Below are 21,041 nucleotides of genomic sequence, written 5' to 3'. Positions count from 1 at the left end.
GCCCCGCCATCCCGCTGTTTATGCCTCGCTGGCAACCAGTTCCGGTTGTTTGCGGGTGCTGGTCGCCGACTTTTCCAACTGCATGCAGCGTTCCAGGAACAGGTACATGTAGTCGTAGCTCTTGCACACCGCCTGGCGCAGCTCAACCTGCAGTTCCTTGGTCGGGTTCATGCCGGCCAGGGTGCAGATGATTTCCAGCGCTTCCCACGGGTGGGCGTCATCGTACTGGGCATGCATCTTCAGCCACTTCATGGCGCGCTTGCGGTCTTCCTCAGGGAATGCCGCGGCATACACGCCGGTCGAACACACCACGGCGGACCACTCCCCAGTGGCCCCCTCGATGGCGTAGTTGGTGGCGGCAATCGCAACAATCAGCGAATCGGCCGAGCTGGTGTGCCAGCACCAATGGCTCAGTGCGTGCAGCTCCGGCGGCACTTCCTGTGCCTGCAACTCTTCGAGGCTGACGCCATGGGCCCGGGCCCAATGCACCCAATAGTCGGCATGGTTGAGTTCCACGCGAATATTGCGCATCAGCCAGCGGCGCGCCATGTCCTCCCCAGGATGGCGGGCAAATTTGGTCTTGGTGAGGTTCTGTGCCATGTACAACGCAAACTGTTCCACCACTGGCCAACCACCAATCAGGTAGTGGCGCATAGTCTTGGCGCTGAGCTTGTTATCGCGCATGCGCTGGTACAGTTCGTGTTCGACAACGCGGCGCTTGCTCTCGCTACAGGCCTGGATCAGTTGCTGCGCCCAGGCGGGGTAACTTGAGGCTTCCATAAGCGGGCCGGTTCTGTTGAATGTGTCGATCACTGTCGGGCTCCTTTTGATTTGTGATATGTACAGACCAGCAAATGTTTCATCGGAACGTGCCAGGCGCCTTGAATAACAGAGGCTGCGGTCGCACAGGTCGACACTGCAAACTATCAAAGGTAAACAACTGCGGACGCTCGATCAGGTATCCCTGAGCGTAGTCGACCCCGATCTCAAGCAACGCTTGTTCGATCTGGGGTGTCTCGACAAATTCGGCAATTGTGCGCTTACCCATGACATGGCCGATGTGATTGATCACTTCGACCATAGCGCGGTTAATCGGGTCGTCCAGCATATCCTTTACGAAACTTCCATCGATCTTCAAGAAGTCTACAGGTAAATGTTTAAGATAGGCGAACGAGGACATCCCGGCGCAGAAGTCATCCAGGGAGAAATAGCACCCTAACTCTTTGAGCTCGTTAATAAAACGAATTGCACTGCCCAAATTCGCGATAGCGCTGGTTTCTGTAATTTCAAAACAAATCATTTCTGGCGGGATGCCATAGGCGCTGAATTGATCACGCAAAAACCCGAGAAAGTCTTCATCGCCGATGGTAATGCCTGACAGATTGATCGCACACATGGCCATGGGCCGGCCCGGGCGCTCACGCATGCAGCCCGCGATGATCTTGAACACGTTCTCCACCACCCAGCGGTCCAGGGAGGTCATCAACCCGTAACGTTCGGCCGCCGGAATAAAGCTGTTCGGCAGGATGATCCGCCCCGCCTCGTCATGCAGGCGCAGCAGGATTTCGATGTGCCCGTCGCCATGTTCGGTGTGCCCCAGGGGCGCGATTTCCTGGGCGTACAGGCAAAAACGGTTCTCTTCCAGGGCCATGTGCAGGCGCTGCACCCAGGCCATCTCGCCAAAGCGCAGGGACAATTCCGAGTCATCGGCGTGATACACCTGCACGCGGTTGCGGCCCTTTTCCTTGGCCATGTAGCACGCCATGTCGGCGGCACGCAGGGACGTTTCCAAAGTGGTCGGGGCTTGGGTGATGTGCACCAGGCCGATACTCACGGTGGTGACAAACGGCCGGCCCTTCCACACAAAGTGCAGGCTCTGCACAGTATGGCGCAGGCTTTCGGCGATCTTTTCCGCCACCGGCGCCGGGCAGTTCTCCAGCAGGATGCCGAACTCGTCGCCGCCCAACCGGGCCAGGGTGTCGCCTTCCCGCAGGTCGGACTGCAACAGTGCGCAGATATGCCGCAACAGCTCATCCCCGGCGGCGTGCCCGCAGGTGTCGTTGACCAGTTTGAACTGGTCCAGATCAAGGAACATCAAGGCGTGGCGCCCGGATTGCTGGCGCCCGACGTTATGCAGCACCTGCTCCAGGCGGAACTCGAACTCGCGCCGGTTGGCAAGGCCCGTCAAGGCATCGTGGGTCGCCTGCCAGGACAGATTGGCGATGTACTGGCGTTCCTGGGTCATGTCGTGCAGCACCAGCACTGCGCCGACGACTTTGCCGGCACTGCGGATCGGCGCGCCCACCAGGGTGACCGACACGGTGGTGCCGTCCAGGCGCTGGATCAGCTTTGAATGCTCGCTGCCGCCGCCGAGCTGGCCGCCCAGGATACGTTCGATCAGGGTAAAGCCGTCGGCCTGGGCATTCTCGTCCAGCAGGTTGAACAGCGCCGCCAGCGGCAACCCCTGGGCCTGGGCGGCTTTCCAGTGGGTCAGCGCTTCGGCGGCCGGGTTCATATAGGCGATGGCGCCATCGACGTCGGTGGTGATCACCCCATCGCCAATCGACTCCAGGGTGATCTGCGCCCGCTCCTTCTCCAACTGCAATGCGTCGGCAAATGCATGCCGCTGGGCCAGCAGTTTGTGGGTGCGCAGCAACGCCAACATGATCAGGCCCAGCGCCGTGGCCAGGTTGGTCACCAGCAGCAGGCGCAGGATCATCCGCGAGCCCTCGCCCAAGGCATCACTGAAGGCTTTGGCCGCCGGCGTCACGCCGTCATTGATCGCAAAAATCCGCTCCTTCCAGCCCTGTACGTCGGCGCTGCTGACCTGATTGGCCAGGATCGCGCGGTGCATCTCCTGGGCCAGGTCGTCCAGTTGCACCAGGTAGCCATCGCCCACGGTCCACAGCTCGATGGCTTTTTCCAGGTAACTGAAATGGCGAAAGTTGAGGTACAGCCAGATCAGGCTGGAAACGTCGTCACGGTGGTTGCCGCCCTTCAGAATGCCCAGGCGCGCGGCGGTCAGGTCCGGGGTCGGGCGATCGAGGGCCACCCGCAGTTCGTGCCCGCCCTGGGGCACGGCAATCGCGTTCTGGTATTTGAGGAAGGTGGCTTCGTTGCGGTTGTCGGCGTACAGCGTCAGGTAGAAGATCGCGTCTTTCTGGCCCTTGGACCACAGGCTTTCGCCCGCCACATAGCCGCGCACCGCCGAGAGCACGTAGAGACTGACGCAGCCTAACAATGCCTGGAACAGTACGACGGCTATAAAAGGCCAGACGATGCCCAATAACCGAGGGGTTCCGAGAGTCTGCTTTTGCTTCATGAGGTCCCTTGCACATGCACAACTAAAATACGCACGCGAGTGAAAACCGCTCCTGATAGCTCAGCGTAGGCTAAATCACCGCACTTGTTGCAAGTGTCCGTAAAGTTTGGCGTACAAGCCACCGTCGGCAATCAACTGCTGATGGTCGCCATCTTCGGCAATATGCCCGCTATCAAACACCAACACCCGATCCGCCTGTTTCACCGCCGACAGCCTGTGGGCGATGATCAAGGTGGTACGGCCACTGAGAAACCGTGCCAGCGCCTGATGCAGGTTGTATTCAGTCGCCGCATCGAGCGCCGAGGTCGCTTCGTCGAGTATTACCACTTTCGGCTCCGCCAGCACCATCCGTGCAATGGCCAGGCGCTGACGTTGCCCACCGGAGAAGCGCACGCCGGAGCGCCCGACCACGCTGTCCAGGCCCAGTGGCAGTGCCTTGACGGTCGCATCCAGCTGGGCAATCTCCAGCGCCTGCCAGCAGGCCTGGTCGCTGCGTTCGCGGCCCATGGTCAGGTTGGCGCGCACCGTGTCGTTGAACAGTGCCGGGTGTTGCAGCACCACGGAGACATTCTCGCGAATCGTCTCCAGGCCGATTTCCTGCTGGGTCAGCCCGCCAAAACGAATGCTGCCGGCCTGCGGCGTATACAACCCCAGCAACAGCTGCACCAGGGTACTTTTGCCGCCACCACTGGCGCCGACGATCGCGACCTTTTCACCCGGGGCAATGTTCAGGTTCAACTGGTCGAGCACCAGCTCTTCGCCATAACCGAAGTTCAGGCCGCGCACCTCGATGCCCACGGTCTCACGCCCGGTAAACGGGTCGGCACCGCCGGCGTACTGCGGCTCGTCGGCGCGGGCCAGCAGTTCGTTGATCCGCGTCAGCGCCCCGCCCGCCGCGTAGTAGGCATATTGCAGGTTCAGCAGTTGTTCCACCGGGCTGATCATGAACCACAGGTAACTGAACACCGCGAGCATCTGGCCGATGGACAGGTCGGAAAACAATACCGTCAGCATCGCTGCCGCACGGAAGATGTCGATACCGAACTGGAACAGCAAGCCACTGGCACGGCTGGAGGCGTCGCTTTTCCACTGGGAATTGACCGCAAAGTCCCGCACTTCCTGGGCGCGCTGGCCCAGGCGCCCGAGGAAAAAGCCCTGGCGGTTGCCGGCGCGCACTTCCTGGATCGCATCAAGGGTTTCGGTGAGGGCCTGGGTAAACCGCGACGTGCTGTCGTTTTCCAGCTTCTTCAGGTGCTTGACCCGCTTGCCCAACTGCACGGTGGCGTAGATCACCAGCGGGTTGAACAGCAGGATCAACAGCGCCAGCTTCCAGTGCATCCACATCAGGATGCCGGAGGTGCCCACCAGTGTCAGCATCGCCACCAGGAAACGGCTGAGGGTCTCGCCGACGAATTTGTCCACCGTGTCCAGGTCGGTCACCAGGTGCGTGGTCACCGTGCCGCTGCCCAGGCTTTCATATTCGCTGAGGGAAATGCGCTTGAGCCGCTCGATCAGCCGCACACGAATGCGATACACGATGTCCTTGGCCAGCCGCGCAAACAACCGCGCCTGCAACACGTTGAACACCAGCGCGCCGCAACGCAGGAGCAAGGTCACCAGCAGCATCAGGCCGATATAACCGGCGGCCTTCTGCCAACCCAGGGGCAGCGCGTGGTTCATGACTTTCAGCGCCGCGTCGCCGTGGCCCAGCAGCACTTCGTCCACCAGCAACGGCAACAGCAACGGAATCGGCACGCTGCACAGGGTCGCCAACACGGCAACGCCGTTGGCGATCCACAGGGATTTCTTGTGACGCAGGGCCAGGCGGCGGACTTCCGCCCAGGTCAACCGGTCGACGCGCTTCGGCTGTTCGATGGGATCAGGCTGATCATGCACAGGCAGCTCGCTCCAGCCAGCGACTCAACAGCGGCGCCAACTCGGACAGCGGCTGATAGCCGTTGGTAAGGAGCGCCAGTTGCCCGTTGCGCTCAGCCAGCAAGGTCGGGAAACCGGCGATGCCCAAATCCTGGACCCAGGTGAAATCCGCCGCGGTGGCCGCATGCTGGTCGGCCCGGTCGAAGGCTTCGGCGAATTCGATACGCGGCACACCGGCCGTCTCGGCCAGCTCCACCAGCACGTCGGCGCGGGTCACGTCGCGACCCTCGACGTAGAACGCCTGCTGGATCAGACCCAGCAGTTTCCACGCGCAATCCGGTGCCAGGCTGCGGGCGGTGACCACGGCGCGGCAAGCCGGCTCGGTGTCGTACACAAAACCGTCTGGCAACGCGCCTTCAACCTTGAACGGCTGGCCGGTGGCGTCGGTCACCGCCTGCCAATGCTCCAGAATGTAGCGCCGAGTGGTCGGCTCCAGCGCCGCGCCGCTGCCGGTGCGCAAGCCGCCCACCACCAGGTGCAGCTCCACGCCTGCGGCCTGGGCCTGCTCAACCAGCGCCTTGGCCACCGGGGCGAAACCCCAGCACCAGGAACACATCGGATCCATTACATAGAGCAGGCGCGCGGACATGGCTCAGGCCTCGGAGGATGGGGATTGCTTGTAGTTGTAGCCAATCGGGTGCGGCATATTGCGGGCCTTGGCCAGTTCAATCTGCTTCTGCCGGTCGATCGCACTGCGACGGGTCTTCTCGGAAAGCTTATCCCAGCAATGCGGGCAACTGATGCCAGCCACGTAGTGTTCGGATGCACGGTCTTCGACGCTGACCGGTGTGCGGCAGGCATGACATTGATCGTAGTCGCCTTCGCTCAAGTCGTGGCGCACGGTCACGCGATTGTCGAACACAAAGCAGTCGCCCTGCCACTTGGTTTCTTCCTGCGGCACCTCTTCGAGGTACTTCAGGATGCCGCCCTTGAGGTGATACACCTCGTCGAAACCCTCGCTGAGCATATAGCTCGAGGCTTTCTCGCAACGAATGCCGCCGGTGCAGAACATGGCGACTTTCTTGTGTTTGGCCGGGTCGAAATTGGCTTTGATGTAGTCGGGAAATTCGCGGAAGCTGGTGGTCTTCGGGTCGATCGCGCCTTCAAAGGTGCCGATGGACACTTCGTAGTCGTTGCGGGTATCGATCAGCAGCACTTCAGGGTCGCTGATCAGCGCATTCCAGTCCTGCGGGTTCACGTAGGTGCCGACTTTCTTGTTGGGGTCGACGCCTTCGACGCCCAGGGTCACGATCTCTTTCTTGAGCTTGACCTTGGTGCGGTAGAACGGCTGCTCGTCGCAGTACGACTCTTTGTGGTCGATGTCGTCCATGCGCGGGTCGTTCTTGAGCCAGGCCATCAGGCCATCAATGCCTTCGCGGCTGCCGGAAACGGTGCCGTTGATGCCTTCTTCGGCGATCAGCAAGGTGCCTTTGATGCCGTTGTCGACCATCGCCTGCAGCAGTGGCTCGCGCAGGGCGACGTAATCTTCGAGGGTGACGAACTTATACAGTGCCGCCACGACAATCGGTTGGGTCATGGATGTTCTCTCCAGGTGGCTACCCTCGTAAGGGGTGAACCGGATGCAAAAAAAACGCGCCGACTGAGCGGCGCGTTGCGGATTCTAACAAAAATGGCGACGATTATGGACCGCCTCTTTACTGTGGCGAGGGAGCTTGCTCCCGCTGGGCTGCAAAGCGGCCCCAACAAGGCAGTTGCAACCTTTCCGTAAGATCGCGGTGAGTGGCAGAAGGGCTGCTACGCAGCCCAGCGGGAGCAAGCTCCCTCGCCACATCAAGCCAATGTGCCACAGTGTCAGTGACCGCCGGCGCAGGTCGGCGAGGCCGGGGCTGCGTCGATTTTCGCCCATTCTTCAGGCGTGTAGGTATGCAGCGCCAACGCATGGAATTCGCTCATCAGGTCACCCAGGGTGGCGTAGACCTTCTGGTGGCGCTTGACGCGATTGAGCCCCTCGAACTGCTGGCTGACCAGCACCGCCTTGAAGTGGGTCTGCAACCCACGGCTGTGCATATGGCTTTCATCCAGCACGCTCAAGTGTTCCGGGCTCAGGGCGACGAGTGCCGATTCGATACGCTGTTGCATGGTCATTCCTGTTTACTTCTTCTTGGCCGGGGCCGGGGCTTTTGGCGTCAGCTCGTTGGTCATGTCTTCCAGCAGCTTGTTCACCACCGGTACCGCGCTTTCCAGCTTGGCCTGGGTCATCTGGGCCGATTGCTGAGTCAGTTGCGGCATTTTTTCCAGGACTTTCTTGCCCAGCGGCGACTGGTAGAACGCAACCAGGTCCTTGAGCTCGGATTCGCTGAAATTGTCGGTGTAGAGCTTGATCATGTCCGGCTTGAGCTTGTTCCAGCCGATGGCCTGGTCCAGGGCGGTGTTGGCCTTGGCCTGGTAGGTGTCCAGGACGGTTTGCTTGGAAGCCGGCGCCTTGGTCTGCTCGAAACGCTGGGCGAACATTTGCTGCACTTGCATGTACACCGGGGTACCCAGCTTGTCGGCATGGGCCAGGGTAAGGAAGGCTTCGGCACTGGCGTTGTGGCTGGCGGTATCGGCAAAAACCTGGCCGCTGGCACATACCAGAGCAACCGCGGTACAGATGGCACGAAGACGAGTCATCGAGTTTCCTTTTCTAGCAGGCGAGGTAAGACCCCAAGGGCGCCCATTCTGCGCCTAAAAAACGCCGCGGCTCAACCCCACGCCTTATGGGGCCTGGTTTTGCGGGGCTTAATCCGATGAAAAGTCTTTTAAGGGAACCCCCAGGGACGATCAAGGCCTAAACTGCGCAAACGAACCTGAAGGAGTGTGCCCGATGAGCCGTATCGAAACCGACAGCCTGGGAGAAGTGCAAGTCCCGGATGACGCTTACTGGGGCGCCCAGACCCAACGCTCGCTGGTGAACTTCGCCATCGGCGACCAACGCATGCCCCTCGCCGTGTTGCACGCCCTGGCCCTGATCAAAAAGGCCGCGGCCCGGGTCAACGACCGCAATGGCGACCTCCCCGCCGACATCGCCCGGCTGATCGAACAGGCCGCCGACGAGGTGCTCGACGGAAAGCACGACGACCAGTTCCCGCTTGTTGTGTGGCAGACCGGCAGCGGCACCCAGAGCAACATGAACGCCAACGAAGTGATCGCCGGCCGTGCCAACGAACTGTCGGGCAAGGCCCGTGGCGGCAAGAGCCCGGTGCATCCCAACGATCACGTGAACCGCTCCCAAAGCTCCAACGACTGCTTCCCCACGGCCATGAGCATCGCCACCGTGCAGGCCGTCACCGAGAAGCTGTTGCCGGCCATCCGTGAACTGTCCGGCGGCCTGGCGGAACTGTCGGCGCGGCACATGAAGCTGGTGAAAACCGGCCGCACCCACATGATGGACGCCACGCCGATCACTTTCGGCCAGGAAGTGTCGGCTTTTATAGCGCAACTGGATTACGCCGAACGCGCGATCCGCAGCGCCCTGCCCGCTGTGTGTGAACTGGCCCAGGGCGGTACTGCGGTGGGCACCGGGCTCAATTCGCCCCACGGTTTTGGCGAAGCGATCGCCTCCGAGTTGGCAGCGCTGTCCGGCCTGCCATTTGTCACTGCGCCGAACAAATTTGCCGCGCTGTCGGGCCATGAGCCCTTGACCACCTTGCACGGCGCCCTGAAAACCCTCGCCGTGGCCCTGATGAAAATCGCCAACGACCTGCGCCTGCTGGGCTCCGGGCCGCGGGCCGGGCTGGCAGAGGTCAAGCTGCCGGCAAATGAACCGGGCAGTTCGATCATGCCGGGCAAGGTCAACCCGACCCAGTGCGAAGCGCTGTCGATGCTGGCCTGCCAAGTGCTGGGCAACGACGTGACCATCGGCTTCGCGGCGAGCCAGGGGCATTTGCAGTTGAACGTGTACAAGCCGGTGATCATCCACAACCTGCTGGAGTCGATCCGCCTGCTGGCCGATGGTTGCAGCAACTTCCAGGAGCATTGCATCGCCGGACTGGAGCCGGACGCCGAGCAAATGGCTGCGCACCTTGAGCGCGGCCTGATGCTGGTGACCGCGTTGAACCCGCACATCGGCTACGACAAGTCGGCCGAGATTGCCAAGAAGGCCTATGCCGAGGGGCTGACCCTACGGGAAGCGGCGCTCAAACTGGGTTACCTCACGGATGAAGAGTTCGACCAGTGGGTGCGCCCGGAAAACATGCTGGAAGCCGGTCATTGAGACGCTAACCGTGCACGCCGGGCCCTGAGCCCGGCGAACAACGACGGCGCCAGCGCCACCGTCGCAGACCCCAACACCACCAACACGGCCCCGCCGTAGCCGAGGGCATTGATGTCTTCGGCGTGCACGTAATCGGGCCACATCCACGCAGCCACGGCGACCGCGACGAAGGTCACCAACGGCGTCATCGCCAGGGTGGCGCTGACCCGCGAGGCTTCCCAGTGGGCCAGGGCTTCAGCGAATGCGCCGTAGGCAACCAGGGTGTTGAAGCAGCAGGCGACCAACAGCCAGCCTTGTACCGGACTCAGTTGCAGCGCTTCCAACGGGTGCGCCCAGGGTGTCAGCAAGAGCGCGCAGGACAGGTAGATCACCATCATCACCTGCACCGAATTCCACACGGTCAGCAACTGCTTTTGGCCCAGGGCGTAGAAGGTCCAGACGGTGGTGGCCAGCAGGATGGTGAGCACCCCGGCGGTGTAGGCGCCCAGGGAGGTCAGCAGTTCGGTCAGGCGCTGGTTGAAGAACAGGCCGAAGCCGGTGATCAATATGAGCAGGCCCACACCCTGGCCCAGGCTGAAGCGTTCCTTGAAGACGAAGACGCTGGCGATCATCAGGAAGATCGGGCCCACCTGCACCACCAACTGCGCGGTGCCGGGGCTTAGCAGCTTCAGCCCGACCAGGTAGAGCACGTAGTTGCCCATCAGGCCGCACACGGCGATTGCCACCAGCCAGCCGCCTTTGGGCCCGAGGGCGCGCCAATCGGGCAAGCGCCGGACGGCGGTGAGGTAGACGAACAGGCAACTGCCGGAGACCACCAGGCGAAACCAGGTGACGGTGACCGGGTCCATCACCTGCAATACCTGTTTGAGTTTGATCGGCAGAATGCCCCAGAGCAGCGCGGTCAGCAGGGCCAGGGATAAACCGTAGACCCAGCGGCCCGATGAGATGTGCATGAGTGCCCCGAATGCCAGAGGTGGAGGAGCTGCATTCTAGGGGGATGCCGGGGGTGGGTGTATATCCGTTTCTTCGGTTATGGCTTCTATTGGTTCCGCTCTTACAGCGGGTCACTTTTGAAAAGAGCCCAAAAGTAACCAAAAGGCTCTTGCCCCACCACTCGGCACCTCGCCTAGGCTCGGTGTGCCCTCACTCCGGCATTACTACGCGGGCCGCCGCGACGGGGCGTCCCTGCCCCGTCGCGGCTAAACCGGCGTCCTGCCGGTTTACCCGCTCCGTACTACCTGCGTTCGGCCAGCGTGGTTTAACGGGGCGCCTAAGATCAAGATCAAAAGCAGATCAACAGCACAGCGGCCTACAGGCCGGCTTGAGTGGTGTGAAGCAAAGGCAAAAGCAAAATCAAAATCTAAAGCGGGCACGGTCCAACTGTAGGAGCTGGCTTGCCTGCGATGGCCTCGCCTCGGTGCATCTGAAAAACCGAGATGTCTGCATCGCAGGCAAGCCAGCTCCCACAGAAAAGCAGAGCCGCATCAGTTTCAGATTTGGCTTTCGCTTTTGATCTGGCTTCTACCACTCAAGCCGGCCTGTAGGCCGCTGTGCTGTAGATTTTGATCTTGATCTGACTGCCCCATTCAGCCCGAGGCCGAACGCAGGTGGTGCGGAGCGGGTAAACCGGCAGGACGCCGGTTTAGCCGCGCTGGGCCAAGGATGGCCCATCGCGGCGGCCCGCGGAGCAGCGCCGGAGTGAGGGAACACCGAGCCTAGGCGAGGTGCCGACAGGCGGGGCAGAGCCCTTTGCTTACTTTGGGGCTTTTCCAAAGTGAGCCGCTGTAAGAGCGGAACCCTAAGCCGCCGTTACCTAAATAACGGATATACCCCCAAAAACTACCGCACCGCTTCAAACAACCCAGTAGCCCCCATCCCCCCCCAACGCACATCGTGACAATCCCGTAACGCAAATTCCGCCGCTGCAACTCACGCACCAAATGCCCCACCTGCCGCGAGCCCGTCATCCCAAACGGGTGCCCGATGGAAATCGACCCGCCATTAACGTTGTACTTGGCATTATCAATTTCCAGCCGATTACGCGCATACAGGCACTGCGAAGCAAACGCCTCATTCAATTCCCACAAATCAATATCCGCCACCGCCAGCCCCCGGGCCTTGAGCAACTTGGGCACCGAAAACACCGGCCCGATACCCATCTCATCCGGCTCACACCCGGCCACCGTAAACCCGCGGAAAAACGCCTTCGGCTTCAACCCCAATTCCAGCGCCTTTTCCAAACTCATCACCAGCGTCATCGAAGCCCCGTCAGACAACTGCGACGAATTCCCCGCCGTCACCGACCCATCCTCGGCAAACACCGGCTTCAACCCCGCAAGACTGGCCAAGGTCGTATCCGGACGATTGCAGTCATCCCGATCCACTACCCCGTCCAGCACCTGCACCGCCCCGGTGTTCTTGTCCTCAACCTTGTACTTCACCGCCATCGGCACGATTTCATCATCAAACAACCCGTCAGCCTGGGCCTGGGCCGTACGCTGCTGGCTTTGCAGCGCATACAGATCCTGTTCCTCACGACTGACGTGATAGCGCCGCGCAACGATTTCCGCCGTCTGCCCCATGGGGAAGTAGATGCCCGGCACCTGCTCCTTGAGCAACGGGTTGATCAGATTGTCGGTGTTCACACTCTTCATGGTCAGGCTGATCGACTCAACCCCGCCGGCGACGATGATGTCGCTGCAACCGGACGCAATCTGGTTGGCCGCAATGGCGATCGCCTGCAAGCCCGAGGAACAGAAGCGGTTGAGGGTCATGCCCGCCGTGCCGGTGCCCAGCTGGGACAGCACCGCCACGTTGCGCCCGATGTTGTAGCCCTGCGCGCCCTCGTTGGAACCGGCGCCGACGATGCAGTCCTCGACAGTCGCCGGGTCGATGCCGTTGCGGGTCAGCAGCGCATTGACGCAATGGGCCGCCATGTCATCGGGACGGGTCTGGTTGAATTTGCCGCGAAAGGACTTGGCCAGGCCGGTTCGCACGCTGTCGACGATCACTACTTCACGCATGGGCCACCTCGATTGTTGTGGTTGTTGAGAGATGGATCGAGCATAGATCCAGCCCTCTTCAACCGCGACAATCATTCATCCCGCGTATGCAAAAGCATGGCGCTACTTCTTCTTGTCCTTCTTGTCATGCTTGTCGGTCTTGTCGAACGCTTCCTCCAGCGCCCGGTTGATGGTGCGCAACACCTTCACCCGTGCCCAACGCTTGTCATTGGCCTCCACCAGCGTCCACGGCGCAATCTCGGTGCTGGTGCGGTCCACCATGTCACCCACCGCCGCCCGGTAGTCGTCCCACTTTTCGCGGTTACGCCAATCGTCCTCGGTGATCTTGAAGCGCTTGAAGGGGATTTCCTCCCGCGCCTGGAACCGCTCCAGCTGCGTCTGCTTGTCGATCGCCAGCCAGAACTTGACCACGATCACCCCGGCGTCGCGCAGCTGCTCTTCAAAGTCGTTGATTTCCCCATAGGCGCGCATCCAGTCGGTCGGCGTGCAGAAGCCCTCGATGCGTTCCACCAGCACCCGGCCGTACCACGATCGGTCGAACACGGTGAACATGCCGCGCGACGGGATTTTCTGCCAGAACCGCCACAGGTAAGGCTGGGCACGCTCGTCTTCGCTCGGCGCGGCAATCGGTACGATGTGGTACTGCCGGGGGTCCAGGGCCGCCGCCACCCGGCGGATCGCCCCGCCCTTGCCGGCGGCGTCGTTGCCTTCAAATACCGTCACCAGGGCGTGCTTGCGCATGCGCTTGTCGCGCATCAGCCCGGAAAACCGCGCCTGCTCGGTGATCAGTTGCTCTTCGTAATCGGCCTTTTCAAGGCTCAGGCTCATGTCCAGGCTGTTGAGCAGGCTCATCTGGTCAACCGCCGACGGCAGCGGTGCGGGGTTCATGCCGCTGGTTTTAGCCTTGGACAGTTTCAAGGCGTTTTGCAGGCCTTCGAGCAGGATCTTGCCCACGGTCAGCCCACGGTAATGCGCATCCACACCCTCGATCACAAACCACGGCGCATAGTCACGGCTGGTGCGGCGCAGGATGCGCTCGCCGAAATGCACAAACTTGTCGTAGGTCTTCGATTGCTGCCAATCCAGCGGGCTGATGCGCCAGCTGTGCAGCGGGTCGTCCTGCAAGGCCTTGAGCCTGGATTTCATCTGCTTTTTGGAGAGATGGAACCAGAACTTGAAGATCAGCGCGCCTTCGTCGCAGAGCATCTTCTCCAGACGTTCGGCCCCGGCGATGGCCTGGTCCAGCCGCGCATCCTTGATCTCGCCATGCACGCGCCCCTGCAGCATCTGGCTGTACCAGTTGCCAAAAAAGATACCCATGCGGCCTTTTGCCGGCAGCTGGCGCCAGTAACGCCAGGCCGGCGGGCGGGCCAGTTCTTCGTCGGTCTGCTGGTCGAAGGTGCGCACCTCGATCAGGCGCGGGTCCATCCATTCATTCAACAGTTTGACGGTTTCGCCCTTGCCGGCGCCTTCGATGCCATTGATCAGGATGATCACCGGGAAGCGCTTTTGCTGCTGCAGCTCGTACTGCACTTCCAGCAAGGCTTCACGCAGGGCCGGCACTTCGGCGTCGTAGGTTTCTTTGTCGATGGCGTGACCGATTTCGGCAGATTCGAACATGGGCGGCTCCGTTCCAGAATGAGGCAAGACTAGCGGATTGGACGGCGCTACGCCGGAGGAAATTCCACACCCGGTTGTCATGGATCAATGACACCCCGGTTGATCGGCTAGAATGGCCGCCTTGTCTTTACCGAGCCGCCCATGAACCCCGTATCCCACGCCCAGCTCAACTGGGATGAACAAGGCCGCCCGCACTCGCGGGTGTTCGACGACGTGTACTTTTCCGACCAGTCGGGCCTTGAAGAAACGCGCTACGTGTTCCTCCAGCAGAACCGTTTGCAGGAGCGCTTTGCTGCGATGCCGGCGGGCGGGCGGCTGGTGATCGGTGAGACCGGCTTCGGCACCGGCCTGAACTTTCTCTGCGCCTGGCAGTTGTTCGAGCAGCATGCGGTGCCGGGCGCGCGCCTGCATTTTGTGAGTGTGGAAAAGTACCCGCTGAGCCGCGCCGACCTGCAACGCGCCCTCGCCCTCTGGCCCGAACTCAAAGCGTTCTCCGATCAGTTACTGGGGCAATACATCGCGATTCATCAAGGCTTCCAGCGCCTGGTGCTGGATAACGGCCGCGTCACCCTCACGCTGCTGATCGGCGACGCCCTGGAGCAACTGCCGCAACTGGACGCACAGATCGACGCCTGGTTTCTCGACGGTTTTGCCCCGGCGAAAAACCCGGACATGTGGACTGCCGAGCTGTTTGCCGAGCTGGCGCGGCTGGCAGCGCCGGGCTCGACCATCAGCACCTTTACCAGCACCGGCTGGGTGCGGCGGTTGATCAACGCGGCCGGGTTCAAGATGAAGCGCACACCGGGCATTGGCCACAAATGGGAGATCCTGCGGGGTGAGTTTCTTGGCTGGCCGGCCGAGACGCCGCCACCGGCGCTGGCCAAACCGTGGTTCGCCCGCCCACCAGTAGTCGGCGGCGAACGCCGGGCGCTGGTGATCGGCGGCGGCCTGGCCGGCTGCGCCAGTGCCGCCAGCCTGGCCGCCCGGGGTTGGCAGGTCAGCCTGCTGGAGCGACACGACGGCCTCGCCCGGGAAGCCTCGGGCAATCCACAAGGCGTGCTGTACCTCAAGTTGTCGGCCCACGGCACCGCGTTGTCGCAACTGATTGTCAGCGGTTTTGGCCACACCCGGCGCCTGCTGGAACACTTGCAGCGCGGGACGGACTGGGACGGCTGCGGCGTCCTGCAATTGGCCTTCAATGCCAAGGAAGCCGAACGCCAGGCACAGCTGGCCGAAGCCTTTGACCCGCAGCTCTTGCACCTGCTGGATCAACCCCAGGCGCAGGCGCGCGCGGGGGTTGCGCTGGAGCATGGCGGGCTGTATTTCCCCGAAGGCGGCTGGGTGCATCCACCCGCGCTGTGCCAGTGGCAGGCCAAACAACCGGGGATCGAGGTACTGCCCCATCACCACGTGCTTGAGCTGCGCAAGGCCGACGGCCAATGGCAGGCGTGGGACGGCGAGCGCCTGCTGGCCAGTGCGCCGGTGGTGGTGCTGGCCGGGGCCGCCGAGGTTAAACACTTTGCACCGAGTGCCGACCTGCCCCTCAAGCGTATTCGCGGGCAGATCACCCGGCTGCCACACACCCCGCAGAGCCAGGCACTGAACACGGTGGTGTGCGCCGAGGGTTACGTTGCCCCGGCCCGCTTGGGCGAACACACCCTGGGTGCCAGTTTCGATTTCAAAAGCCTCGACCTGACCCCCAGTACTGCCGACCACGCGGGCAACCTCGCACTGCTGGAGGAGATTTCCCCGGACCTGCGCCGGCGCCTGCACGCCGACTCACTCGACCTTGAAACCCTCCAGGGCCGCGCCGCTTTCCGCTGCACCAGCCCGGACTACCTGCCCATCGTCGGCCCACTGGCAGACCCGGCGCGGTTCAACGACGCCTATGGGGTATTGAGCAAGGATGCACGCCAGGTACCCGACACGCCCTGCCCGTGGCTGGACGGCTTGTATGTCAACAGCGGCCACGGCTCGCGCGGGCTGATTACCGCGCCGTTGTCCGGGGAATTGCTGGCGGCGTGGCTCGACAATGAACCGCTGCCGCTGCCCAGGAGCGTGGCACAGGACTGCCATCCAAACCGGTTTGCCGTACGCGCCTTGATTCGCGGCAAGGCCTAAAGCGGGCACGCTACCGTCAACGGTTTATCCACCTCCTCCAGCGCCCTGCGGGTCAGGCGCTCCACCAGTTGCTCACGGGCTTGTGCGTGGTCGCTCTGTACGTTGAGCGCTTGGGATAAATAGGTGGAACTGGCCACGTCCAGGGCTTTGAGCCGGGTGTCGTACACCTGACTGACGCGACTGAACTCAGCCGCATACTGACGTTTCAGGTATTCCAGCCAAAACCCCTGGCGTGCCATGAAACGCGCCAGGTTACCCGTTATCTCCCGACTGCTGACCTGGGTGACGGCATCAGTGAGGTCCTCCTGGGTCACCCCGCCCACCTCACGGTACGTGATGCTTTCCGGCTGGCCCGGCAACTCCAGGATCTTCGCCAGACCGCTGCGATACACCAGGCGCACTGCCAGTTGATCGGCGATGTTTTTGCGGCGACTGAACACATCGGAAATGCTGTCCAACTGCTCCAGCCGGAATAACCCGCGGCCCAGTTTCAGCAAGGTCGCGACACTGGGCTGTGTGACACCGGCTTCCTTCATGGCCTTGTTGAGCATCACCGTGACTTCCATTTCACTGAAGCTGTAGGCCGCCGCGTCCACACAGTTGGGCTCGCCCCTGGCCAGGTTGAACAGTAACGCCCGCAGTTCACTGTCCTCGGCCGCCGCGTCCATTACTTGCCACACCCGGCGCACCAGGTCAGCGCGCACCTGCTTGTATTTCGGGGTATTGACCAGTTGGCGCAGCACCGCAAAAAAGTCCCCGGACTGCCAATCGTCCTGGAGCAACTCCCAGGTCGCCCGACGGGCGAGATAAGCATCGGCCGTCTCGCCCTCAAGCCAGGCTTGTTGGGAGCGTTGCTCGCTCAACAGCGCAATATTGTCCTCCTGCAAGCCCATGCCCACGCCTGTGCGGCGGCGGTATTCATCCAGGTCCTGGCGGCTGCGCACGGACACCGGATTGAGCCGCAAGTTGATTTTTTCGGTCACCGCCACCGGCGCAGCAAACAAGTCCGGCGGCAGTTCGATAATGCTGTTCTCCCGCAGGTTGGCGTCTTCCAGGTGCAGGCGCGTGAGCAAACCCTCGGGCAACTCCCTGGCTCGCGTGTCACGCAGGTTCAGGTGCTGCAAATCATGCATGTGCGCCACCGAAGGCGTTTCGCCCAACGGGTTGCTGCTCAGGTCCAGGGAGCGCAGGCCGCTCATGGCTTGCAGTTTTCTGGTAGTCGCGTCGGTCAGGTTGAGGCGGTTTTGCGCCAGGCTCAGGCGTTGCAGGGAAGGCATGTGGGACAGCACTTCAGGCAGCCATGTCAGCTGGTTTTTGTCCAGTTCCAGTGAGCGCAACCCCTTGAACGCCTTGAGGAAGTACGCCACATCGTTGTCCAGTTCCATGTTTTTCAGGGACAGGCGCTGCACATGGCCAAAGTCGATATCGGCTGGAAAGTCTGGCAGTTTGCCAACCCGCATGCCGTCCAGGCTCAGGCCATAGACTGAGGCGTGGGTTTCATCAACGAGCCGGACCTGGTGGCGCCAGGCACTGCGCAAACGGTCTGCGACCTGCCGACGGCTGTGGCGGTAGTCATTCAGCCGGCCCGGGAGTTTGCGCATGTCCGTGTCCTGCTGGGTCCAGGCCTTGAGCACGCCGTCAAGCTTCAACAGTTGCTGCTCGCGCAGGCGCACCGCACTGGCCCGCGACACATCATCAGGGCCCAGGCCCTCGATCAGTTCGCTGGCTTGGCGCTCGGTGAAGAACGGGTACAGGTTTCTGATTTTGCGCACCAGCCCACGCTGGGTTCGAGAAAGCGTCGGTGGCTGCGGTGGGTCGCCGACCTGGCAGGCAGCCACGCCCCCGACGGGACTGATGGGTGCCTTGCCGCGTACAGCCAGCGCACGATCAAGCAGTTGATAACGCAATCGCCGGGCGTCAGACAGGGTGCTGCCGCCAATGTCCAATGCGGTACGCAACGGAATCGGCAGGGCCTGCAAGGTCGCGCGATAAAACCCGTGCGGGCCGCTGAAGACTTCGCCCAAGGCCCGCCCATCCGCCTCGAAAGCCTGATAGCGCTCACCCGTCTGGACCACCACACGCGACTGAGTGGCCGCAGCATCGCCCATGCGTTGCAACACCGTCCCGGTGGTCGATGCCTCGCGCAACTGCAACTGGAAGGTGTCGGGAAAAGCAGGCATCTGTTCCAGCAGGCGCCAGGAAAAATCCCGGGCCTGCGTGTCGGCCAGCTCCGTCAAATAGAAACTGGCGGTCAGGCGCTCACGCTGGATCCGGGCTGCCGCCTCACGGGCGGCCTGCCGCAGCGGCAGCGGCACCCGGCGTGCGTCACGCAAATGGATTCGATCAATGCTTGCAGCGTTATCAATCAGCTCCTGGGCAACCTGGGAAGGCAAACCCGGCACGCTCTCCACCAGGCGCCTCTGCTCTGCCCCCGCAGGCTGGTCATAGTCGGCATACAGCTTCTGATACAACGGTTTGCGATCAATACTCAAGGTGTGCGCCAAGCGCCGTGCCAGTGCCTCGGCATCGGTTTCGCCGGCCTTGACGGGCATATCGCCGAACAATGTGTCCAGCTCAGCCCGGTACATGCCATCGGTCACGCCCAACAACACTTCACCCTCCTCCAGTTGGTCCTGGCTGATGATCACGCTCAACTCACTGTCGATACGCGTGCTGGATGGATAGAGGGCCGTGACCCTGCCTGCGGCGTCCTGTACTTCGAGGTAACGACCACGGGGCCAACCGGGCATCAACGGCAAGGCGTCCAGTTGCAACGTGATGCTCTCGGGGGTAAAGGGCTGGCGTTTCTCCAGGCGCCAGATCAAGTCTGTGATCTTCTGGTCCAGCGCAAACCGCTGGACGCTGTCCTGCAGACCTGCGGGCAGCTTGAGGTTGTCCTGTGCCCAGCGCTGCAGTTGGGGGAGTTGTACATCGCCTACCTGGCGAATCTGCTCCAGGCGAGTGTCGTCCAGGGCGCTCAGGCGCGGGTCCAGGCGCCGCAGGGCATAGAGGTGGTTACTCCACTCCTGCGGTCGCTCATGGATCGACCGCCAGCCACCCCCGCCGTTATGCATCACCGGCGGTGCATAGGCATACGGACGGCCGGGATGGCGAATACGCCACTGCCCCAAAGCGGGGTCAAAACGCACTTCATGGCCACGGCCATCAATACTGATCCATGGCCGCCCGTCCTTCCAATGAAAGCCCTGGGCATCGGCTTCACCCGCCGCCAATGCCTGCCCATAAGGCCTGAGGCTGGAACGCCATAGCCGGCGCCGCCCGTCCGCGCTTTCAACCGCTTCAACGTTATCGAGGCCTTCCAGGGTTTCCCGCGCCCCACGGCGCAAAGTGCCAATGACTTTGCCACCCGCTACAAACGCCGCCATCGACGCCACGCTCTCCAGCACGTTGCGCAAGTGTGACAGCGCCGCGCTGCGGTCCTCGTGGCGCCAGTCCTGCACCCCTTCGTAGATTTCGCCGAGCATTTGCCCGACGGCCACGCCCATCATCAACTGGCCGATCACCGGTACAAAAAAACCGGCAAGGTTGAGCAGGTCCAGGCCCCACGATTCATAGTCTCGCCAACGCTGGTCACGCACCGCCTGGTCAAAGTCTGCGGTGGGCACCGCCAGCACCCGGCTGTCTTTTTGCAGCTTGCCGATGGTGCTGTTGAAGAAAAACTGGAACAGCCCCACGTCGATCGGCAATGACTTGATCACCCCCAGGGATTTACCCACAGAAAACCGGGTGGAAAAATCACCGCGGGACTCTTCGTCCAGGTAACGCGCAAAAAAATCGGCGTAGCTTTTCACCTGCAGCTTCAGCGTCAGGTAACGCTGAAAGTCTGCAAAGCTGGGGTATTCGAAAATCGGCCGATAAGGCTCTCCCGGCATATAGACGATGCACTGGGTTTCGGGGTGTTCATCAATGACTTCCCGGGAGAATACAACGACGCCCCACAGGCAACAGTCATGCACATCCAACCCTTGAAAAACCAAGGGCCTGGCGCCGTATGTCTCAGTGAGCATGGTTGCCTTGGCGAGGTTGGCGCCCTGACGGGTAAAGCCCAATAACAGCTTGAAGGCCGTCTCGCCAATGTCACCACGCAGGTACGCGAGGTACACATCAGCCGCCATGTCATACACCTTCAGTTGCCTGAACTCGCTGGCATCCGGGTTGTGCAAATACTCATCGGCCAGCGGCAGGGTCTGGTTGATCGCGCCACGCAAGTGCTCCTGGTAGCGTCGCCCCAGGTCAAGGGTGCGGCAGTAGGCGGCAAACGCCGGGACGCTGACGGCGCTCACCCGAGTATCGGTGTCACGTCGTACCTGGCTGCCAGAGGGAAATACGCTGCCCAAGGCCTCATCCTCGGAAAAGTTCTGCATCGCCGCCTCCAGCAATGTCCGGGTTTCAATCACCACCTTGGTGGCGGGAATCCCGAATGAAGTGCTTCCCGTGTCGAGGCGATCCCACGGCAGCCATAAATGATCACGCTTCACGTCCAGGGTCACGCCGAACCGGCTTTTGAGGCCACGGGTCAGTTCTTCGGCACAAAACTGATCAAGGCCTTTGATGCGTTGCAGGATCGCATTGACCCTGGGCTCGTGAAGCCCGGCCAACGCGTGGACCTTCTCCAGTTGCTCCAACAGTTCGGGCTTGGCCGTCAGTAACCAGGGAGGCAGGCGTTGCTGCAGAACATCGGCTTTATCCAGGTCGCCGGTCAGTTCCAGCAGGGTTGACGAGAGGAGTTGCGGGGTGAGTTGAGCGGGCACGGAAACGGGGTCAGCCATCGGCAATATCCTTTTGC

The 21,041-nt window shown here is 61.8% G+C and carries 12 protein-coding genes and 1 pseudogene; 2 read left to right on the top strand and 11 right to left on the bottom strand.

What is annotated here, in order from left to right:
- Positions 1–18: 18 nt before the first annotated feature.
- From JFV30_RS06485 to JFV30_RS06455, 7 genes are all read right to left on the bottom strand, one after another.
- Positions 19–780 carry a TenA family transcriptional regulator gene (locus JFV30_RS06485; RefSeq protein WP_207201849.1) on the bottom strand — a complete coding sequence of 254 codons (762 nt, stop codon included), beginning with the start codon at positions 778–780 and terminating at the stop codon, positions 19–21.
- Positions 781–859: 79 nt separating this feature from the next.
- Complete coding sequence (locus tag JFV30_RS06480; RefSeq protein ID WP_201122550.1) at positions 860–3,322, bottom strand: EAL domain-containing protein; 2,463 nt, start codon at positions 3,320–3,322, stop codon at positions 860–862.
- 75 nt (positions 3,323–3,397) lie between these two features.
- Positions 3,398–5,218: an ATP-binding cassette domain-containing protein gene (locus JFV30_RS06475; protein ID WP_201122548.1), complete on the bottom strand. Its 1,821-nt coding sequence runs from the start codon at positions 5,216–5,218 to the stop codon at positions 3,398–3,400.
- On the bottom strand, positions 5,211–5,846 hold the full coding sequence (locus tag JFV30_RS06470) for a DsbA family protein (protein WP_201122546.1): 636 nt from the start codon (positions 5,844–5,846) through the stop codon (positions 5,211–5,213). Before JFV30_RS06470 ends, JFV30_RS06475 begins: the two co-directional genes overlap by 8 nt.
- A 3-nt stretch (positions 5,847–5,849) precedes the next feature.
- Positions 5,850–6,794 (bottom strand): oxygen-dependent tRNA uridine(34) hydroxylase TrhO, encoded by a 945-nt coding sequence (trhO, locus tag JFV30_RS06465; RefSeq protein WP_010176008.1) that lies wholly within the window; start codon positions 6,792–6,794, stop codon positions 5,850–5,852.
- 275 nt (positions 6,795–7,069) lie between these two features.
- Complete coding sequence (locus JFV30_RS06460) at positions 7,070–7,363, bottom strand: BolA family protein (protein ID WP_003216739.1); 294 nt, start codon at positions 7,361–7,363, stop codon at positions 7,070–7,072.
- A 6-nt stretch (positions 7,364–7,369) separates the two neighbouring features.
- On the bottom strand, positions 7,370–7,888 hold the full coding sequence (locus JFV30_RS06455) for a DUF2059 domain-containing protein (RefSeq protein ID WP_003216742.1): 519 nt from the start codon (positions 7,886–7,888) through the stop codon (positions 7,370–7,372).
- Between the two features lie 193 nt (positions 7,889–8,081).
- On the opposite strand from JFV30_RS06455, the gene JFV30_RS06450 reads away from it, so the two are divergent.
- On the top strand, positions 8,082–9,470 hold the full coding sequence (locus JFV30_RS06450; RefSeq protein ID WP_201122544.1) for a class II fumarate hydratase: 1,389 nt from the start codon (positions 8,082–8,084) through the stop codon (positions 9,468–9,470).
- Here the strand turns inward: JFV30_RS06450 and JFV30_RS06445 are convergent.
- The 3 genes and pseudogenes from JFV30_RS06445 to pap form a co-directional block, all read right to left on the bottom strand.
- The gene (locus tag JFV30_RS06445) at positions 9,464–10,423 is read right to left on the bottom strand and encodes a DMT family transporter (protein ID WP_201122542.1); all 960 of its coding nucleotides are present in this window, start codon (positions 10,421–10,423) and stop codon (positions 9,464–9,466) included. The genes JFV30_RS06450 and JFV30_RS06445 overlap by 7 nt on opposite strands.
- 886 nt (positions 10,424–11,309) lie before the next feature.
- Positions 11,310–12,493: pseudogene (locus JFV30_RS06440) on the bottom strand (thiolase family protein).
- A gap of 102 nt (positions 12,494–12,595) precedes the next feature.
- Complete coding sequence (gene pap / locus JFV30_RS06435; RefSeq protein WP_010176026.1) at positions 12,596–14,113, bottom strand: polyphosphate:AMP phosphotransferase; 1,518 nt, start codon at positions 14,111–14,113, stop codon at positions 12,596–12,598.
- A 141-nt stretch (positions 14,114–14,254) separates the two neighbouring features.
- Here pap and mnmC point away from each other — a divergent pair, with 141 nt between their 5' ends.
- Positions 14,255–16,234, top strand: a complete 1,980-nt coding sequence (gene mnmC, locus JFV30_RS06430; protein ID WP_201122541.1) for a bifunctional tRNA (5-methylaminomethyl-2-thiouridine)(34)-methyltransferase MnmD/FAD-dependent 5-carboxymethylaminomethyl-2-thiouridine(34) oxidoreductase MnmC — start codon at positions 14,255–14,257, stop codon at positions 16,232–16,234.
- Here the strand turns inward: mnmC and JFV30_RS06425 are convergent.
- Positions 16,231–21,024, bottom strand: a complete 4,794-nt coding sequence (locus JFV30_RS06425) for an NEL-type E3 ubiquitin ligase domain-containing protein (RefSeq protein WP_201122539.1) — start codon at positions 21,022–21,024, stop codon at positions 16,231–16,233. The two genes, mnmC and JFV30_RS06425, sit on opposite strands and share 4 nt — an antisense overlap.
- Positions 21,025–21,041 lie beyond the last annotated feature (17 nt).

Origin of the sequence: Pseudomonas sp. TH32, assembly GCF_016650855.1 — a bacterium.
GTDB lineage: Bacteria > Pseudomonadota > Gammaproteobacteria > Pseudomonadales > Pseudomonadaceae > Aquipseudomonas.
Note: the sequence above shows the minus strand (reverse complement) of the source record. Positions and strands in the feature narration are given on the sequence as shown.

Excerpts from the sequence above, each read along its gene's own strand:
- JFV30_RS06485 (WP_207201849.1), bottom strand. The coding sequence starts at position 780 with ATGGAAGCCTCAAGTTACCCCGCCTGGGCGCAGCAACTGATCCAGGCC.
- JFV30_RS06480 (WP_201122550.1), bottom strand. The coding sequence starts at position 3,322 with ATGAAGCAAAAGCAGACTCTCGGAACCCCTCGGTTATTGGGCATCGTC.
- JFV30_RS06470 (WP_201122546.1), bottom strand. The coding sequence starts at position 5,846 with ATGTCCGCGCGCCTGCTCTATGTAATGGATCCGATGTGTTCCTGGTGC.
- trhO (WP_010176008.1), bottom strand. The coding sequence starts at position 6,794 with ATGACCCAACCGATTGTCGTGGCGGCACTGTATAAGTTCGTCACCCTC.
- JFV30_RS06460 (WP_003216739.1), bottom strand. The coding sequence starts at position 7,363 with ATGACCATGCAACAGCGTATCGAATCGGCACTCGTCGCCCTGAGCCCG.
- JFV30_RS06455 (WP_003216742.1), bottom strand. The coding sequence starts at position 7,888 with ATGACTCGTCTTCGTGCCATCTGTACCGCGGTTGCTCTGGTATGTGCC.
- JFV30_RS06450 (WP_201122544.1), top strand. The coding sequence starts at position 8,082 with ATGAGCCGTATCGAAACCGACAGCCTGGGAGAAGTGCAAGTCCCGGAT.
- JFV30_RS06445 (WP_201122542.1), bottom strand. The coding sequence starts at position 10,423 with ATGCACATCTCATCGGGCCGCTGGGTCTACGGTTTATCCCTGGCCCTG.
- pap (WP_010176026.1), bottom strand. The coding sequence starts at position 14,113 with ATGTTCGAATCTGCCGAAATCGGTCACGCCATCGACAAAGAAACCTAC.
- mnmC (WP_201122541.1), top strand. The coding sequence starts at position 14,255 with ATGAACCCCGTATCCCACGCCCAGCTCAACTGGGATGAACAAGGCCGC.
- JFV30_RS06425 (WP_201122539.1), bottom strand. The coding sequence starts at position 21,024 with ATGGCTGACCCCGTTTCCGTGCCCGCTCAACTCACCCCGCAACTCCTC.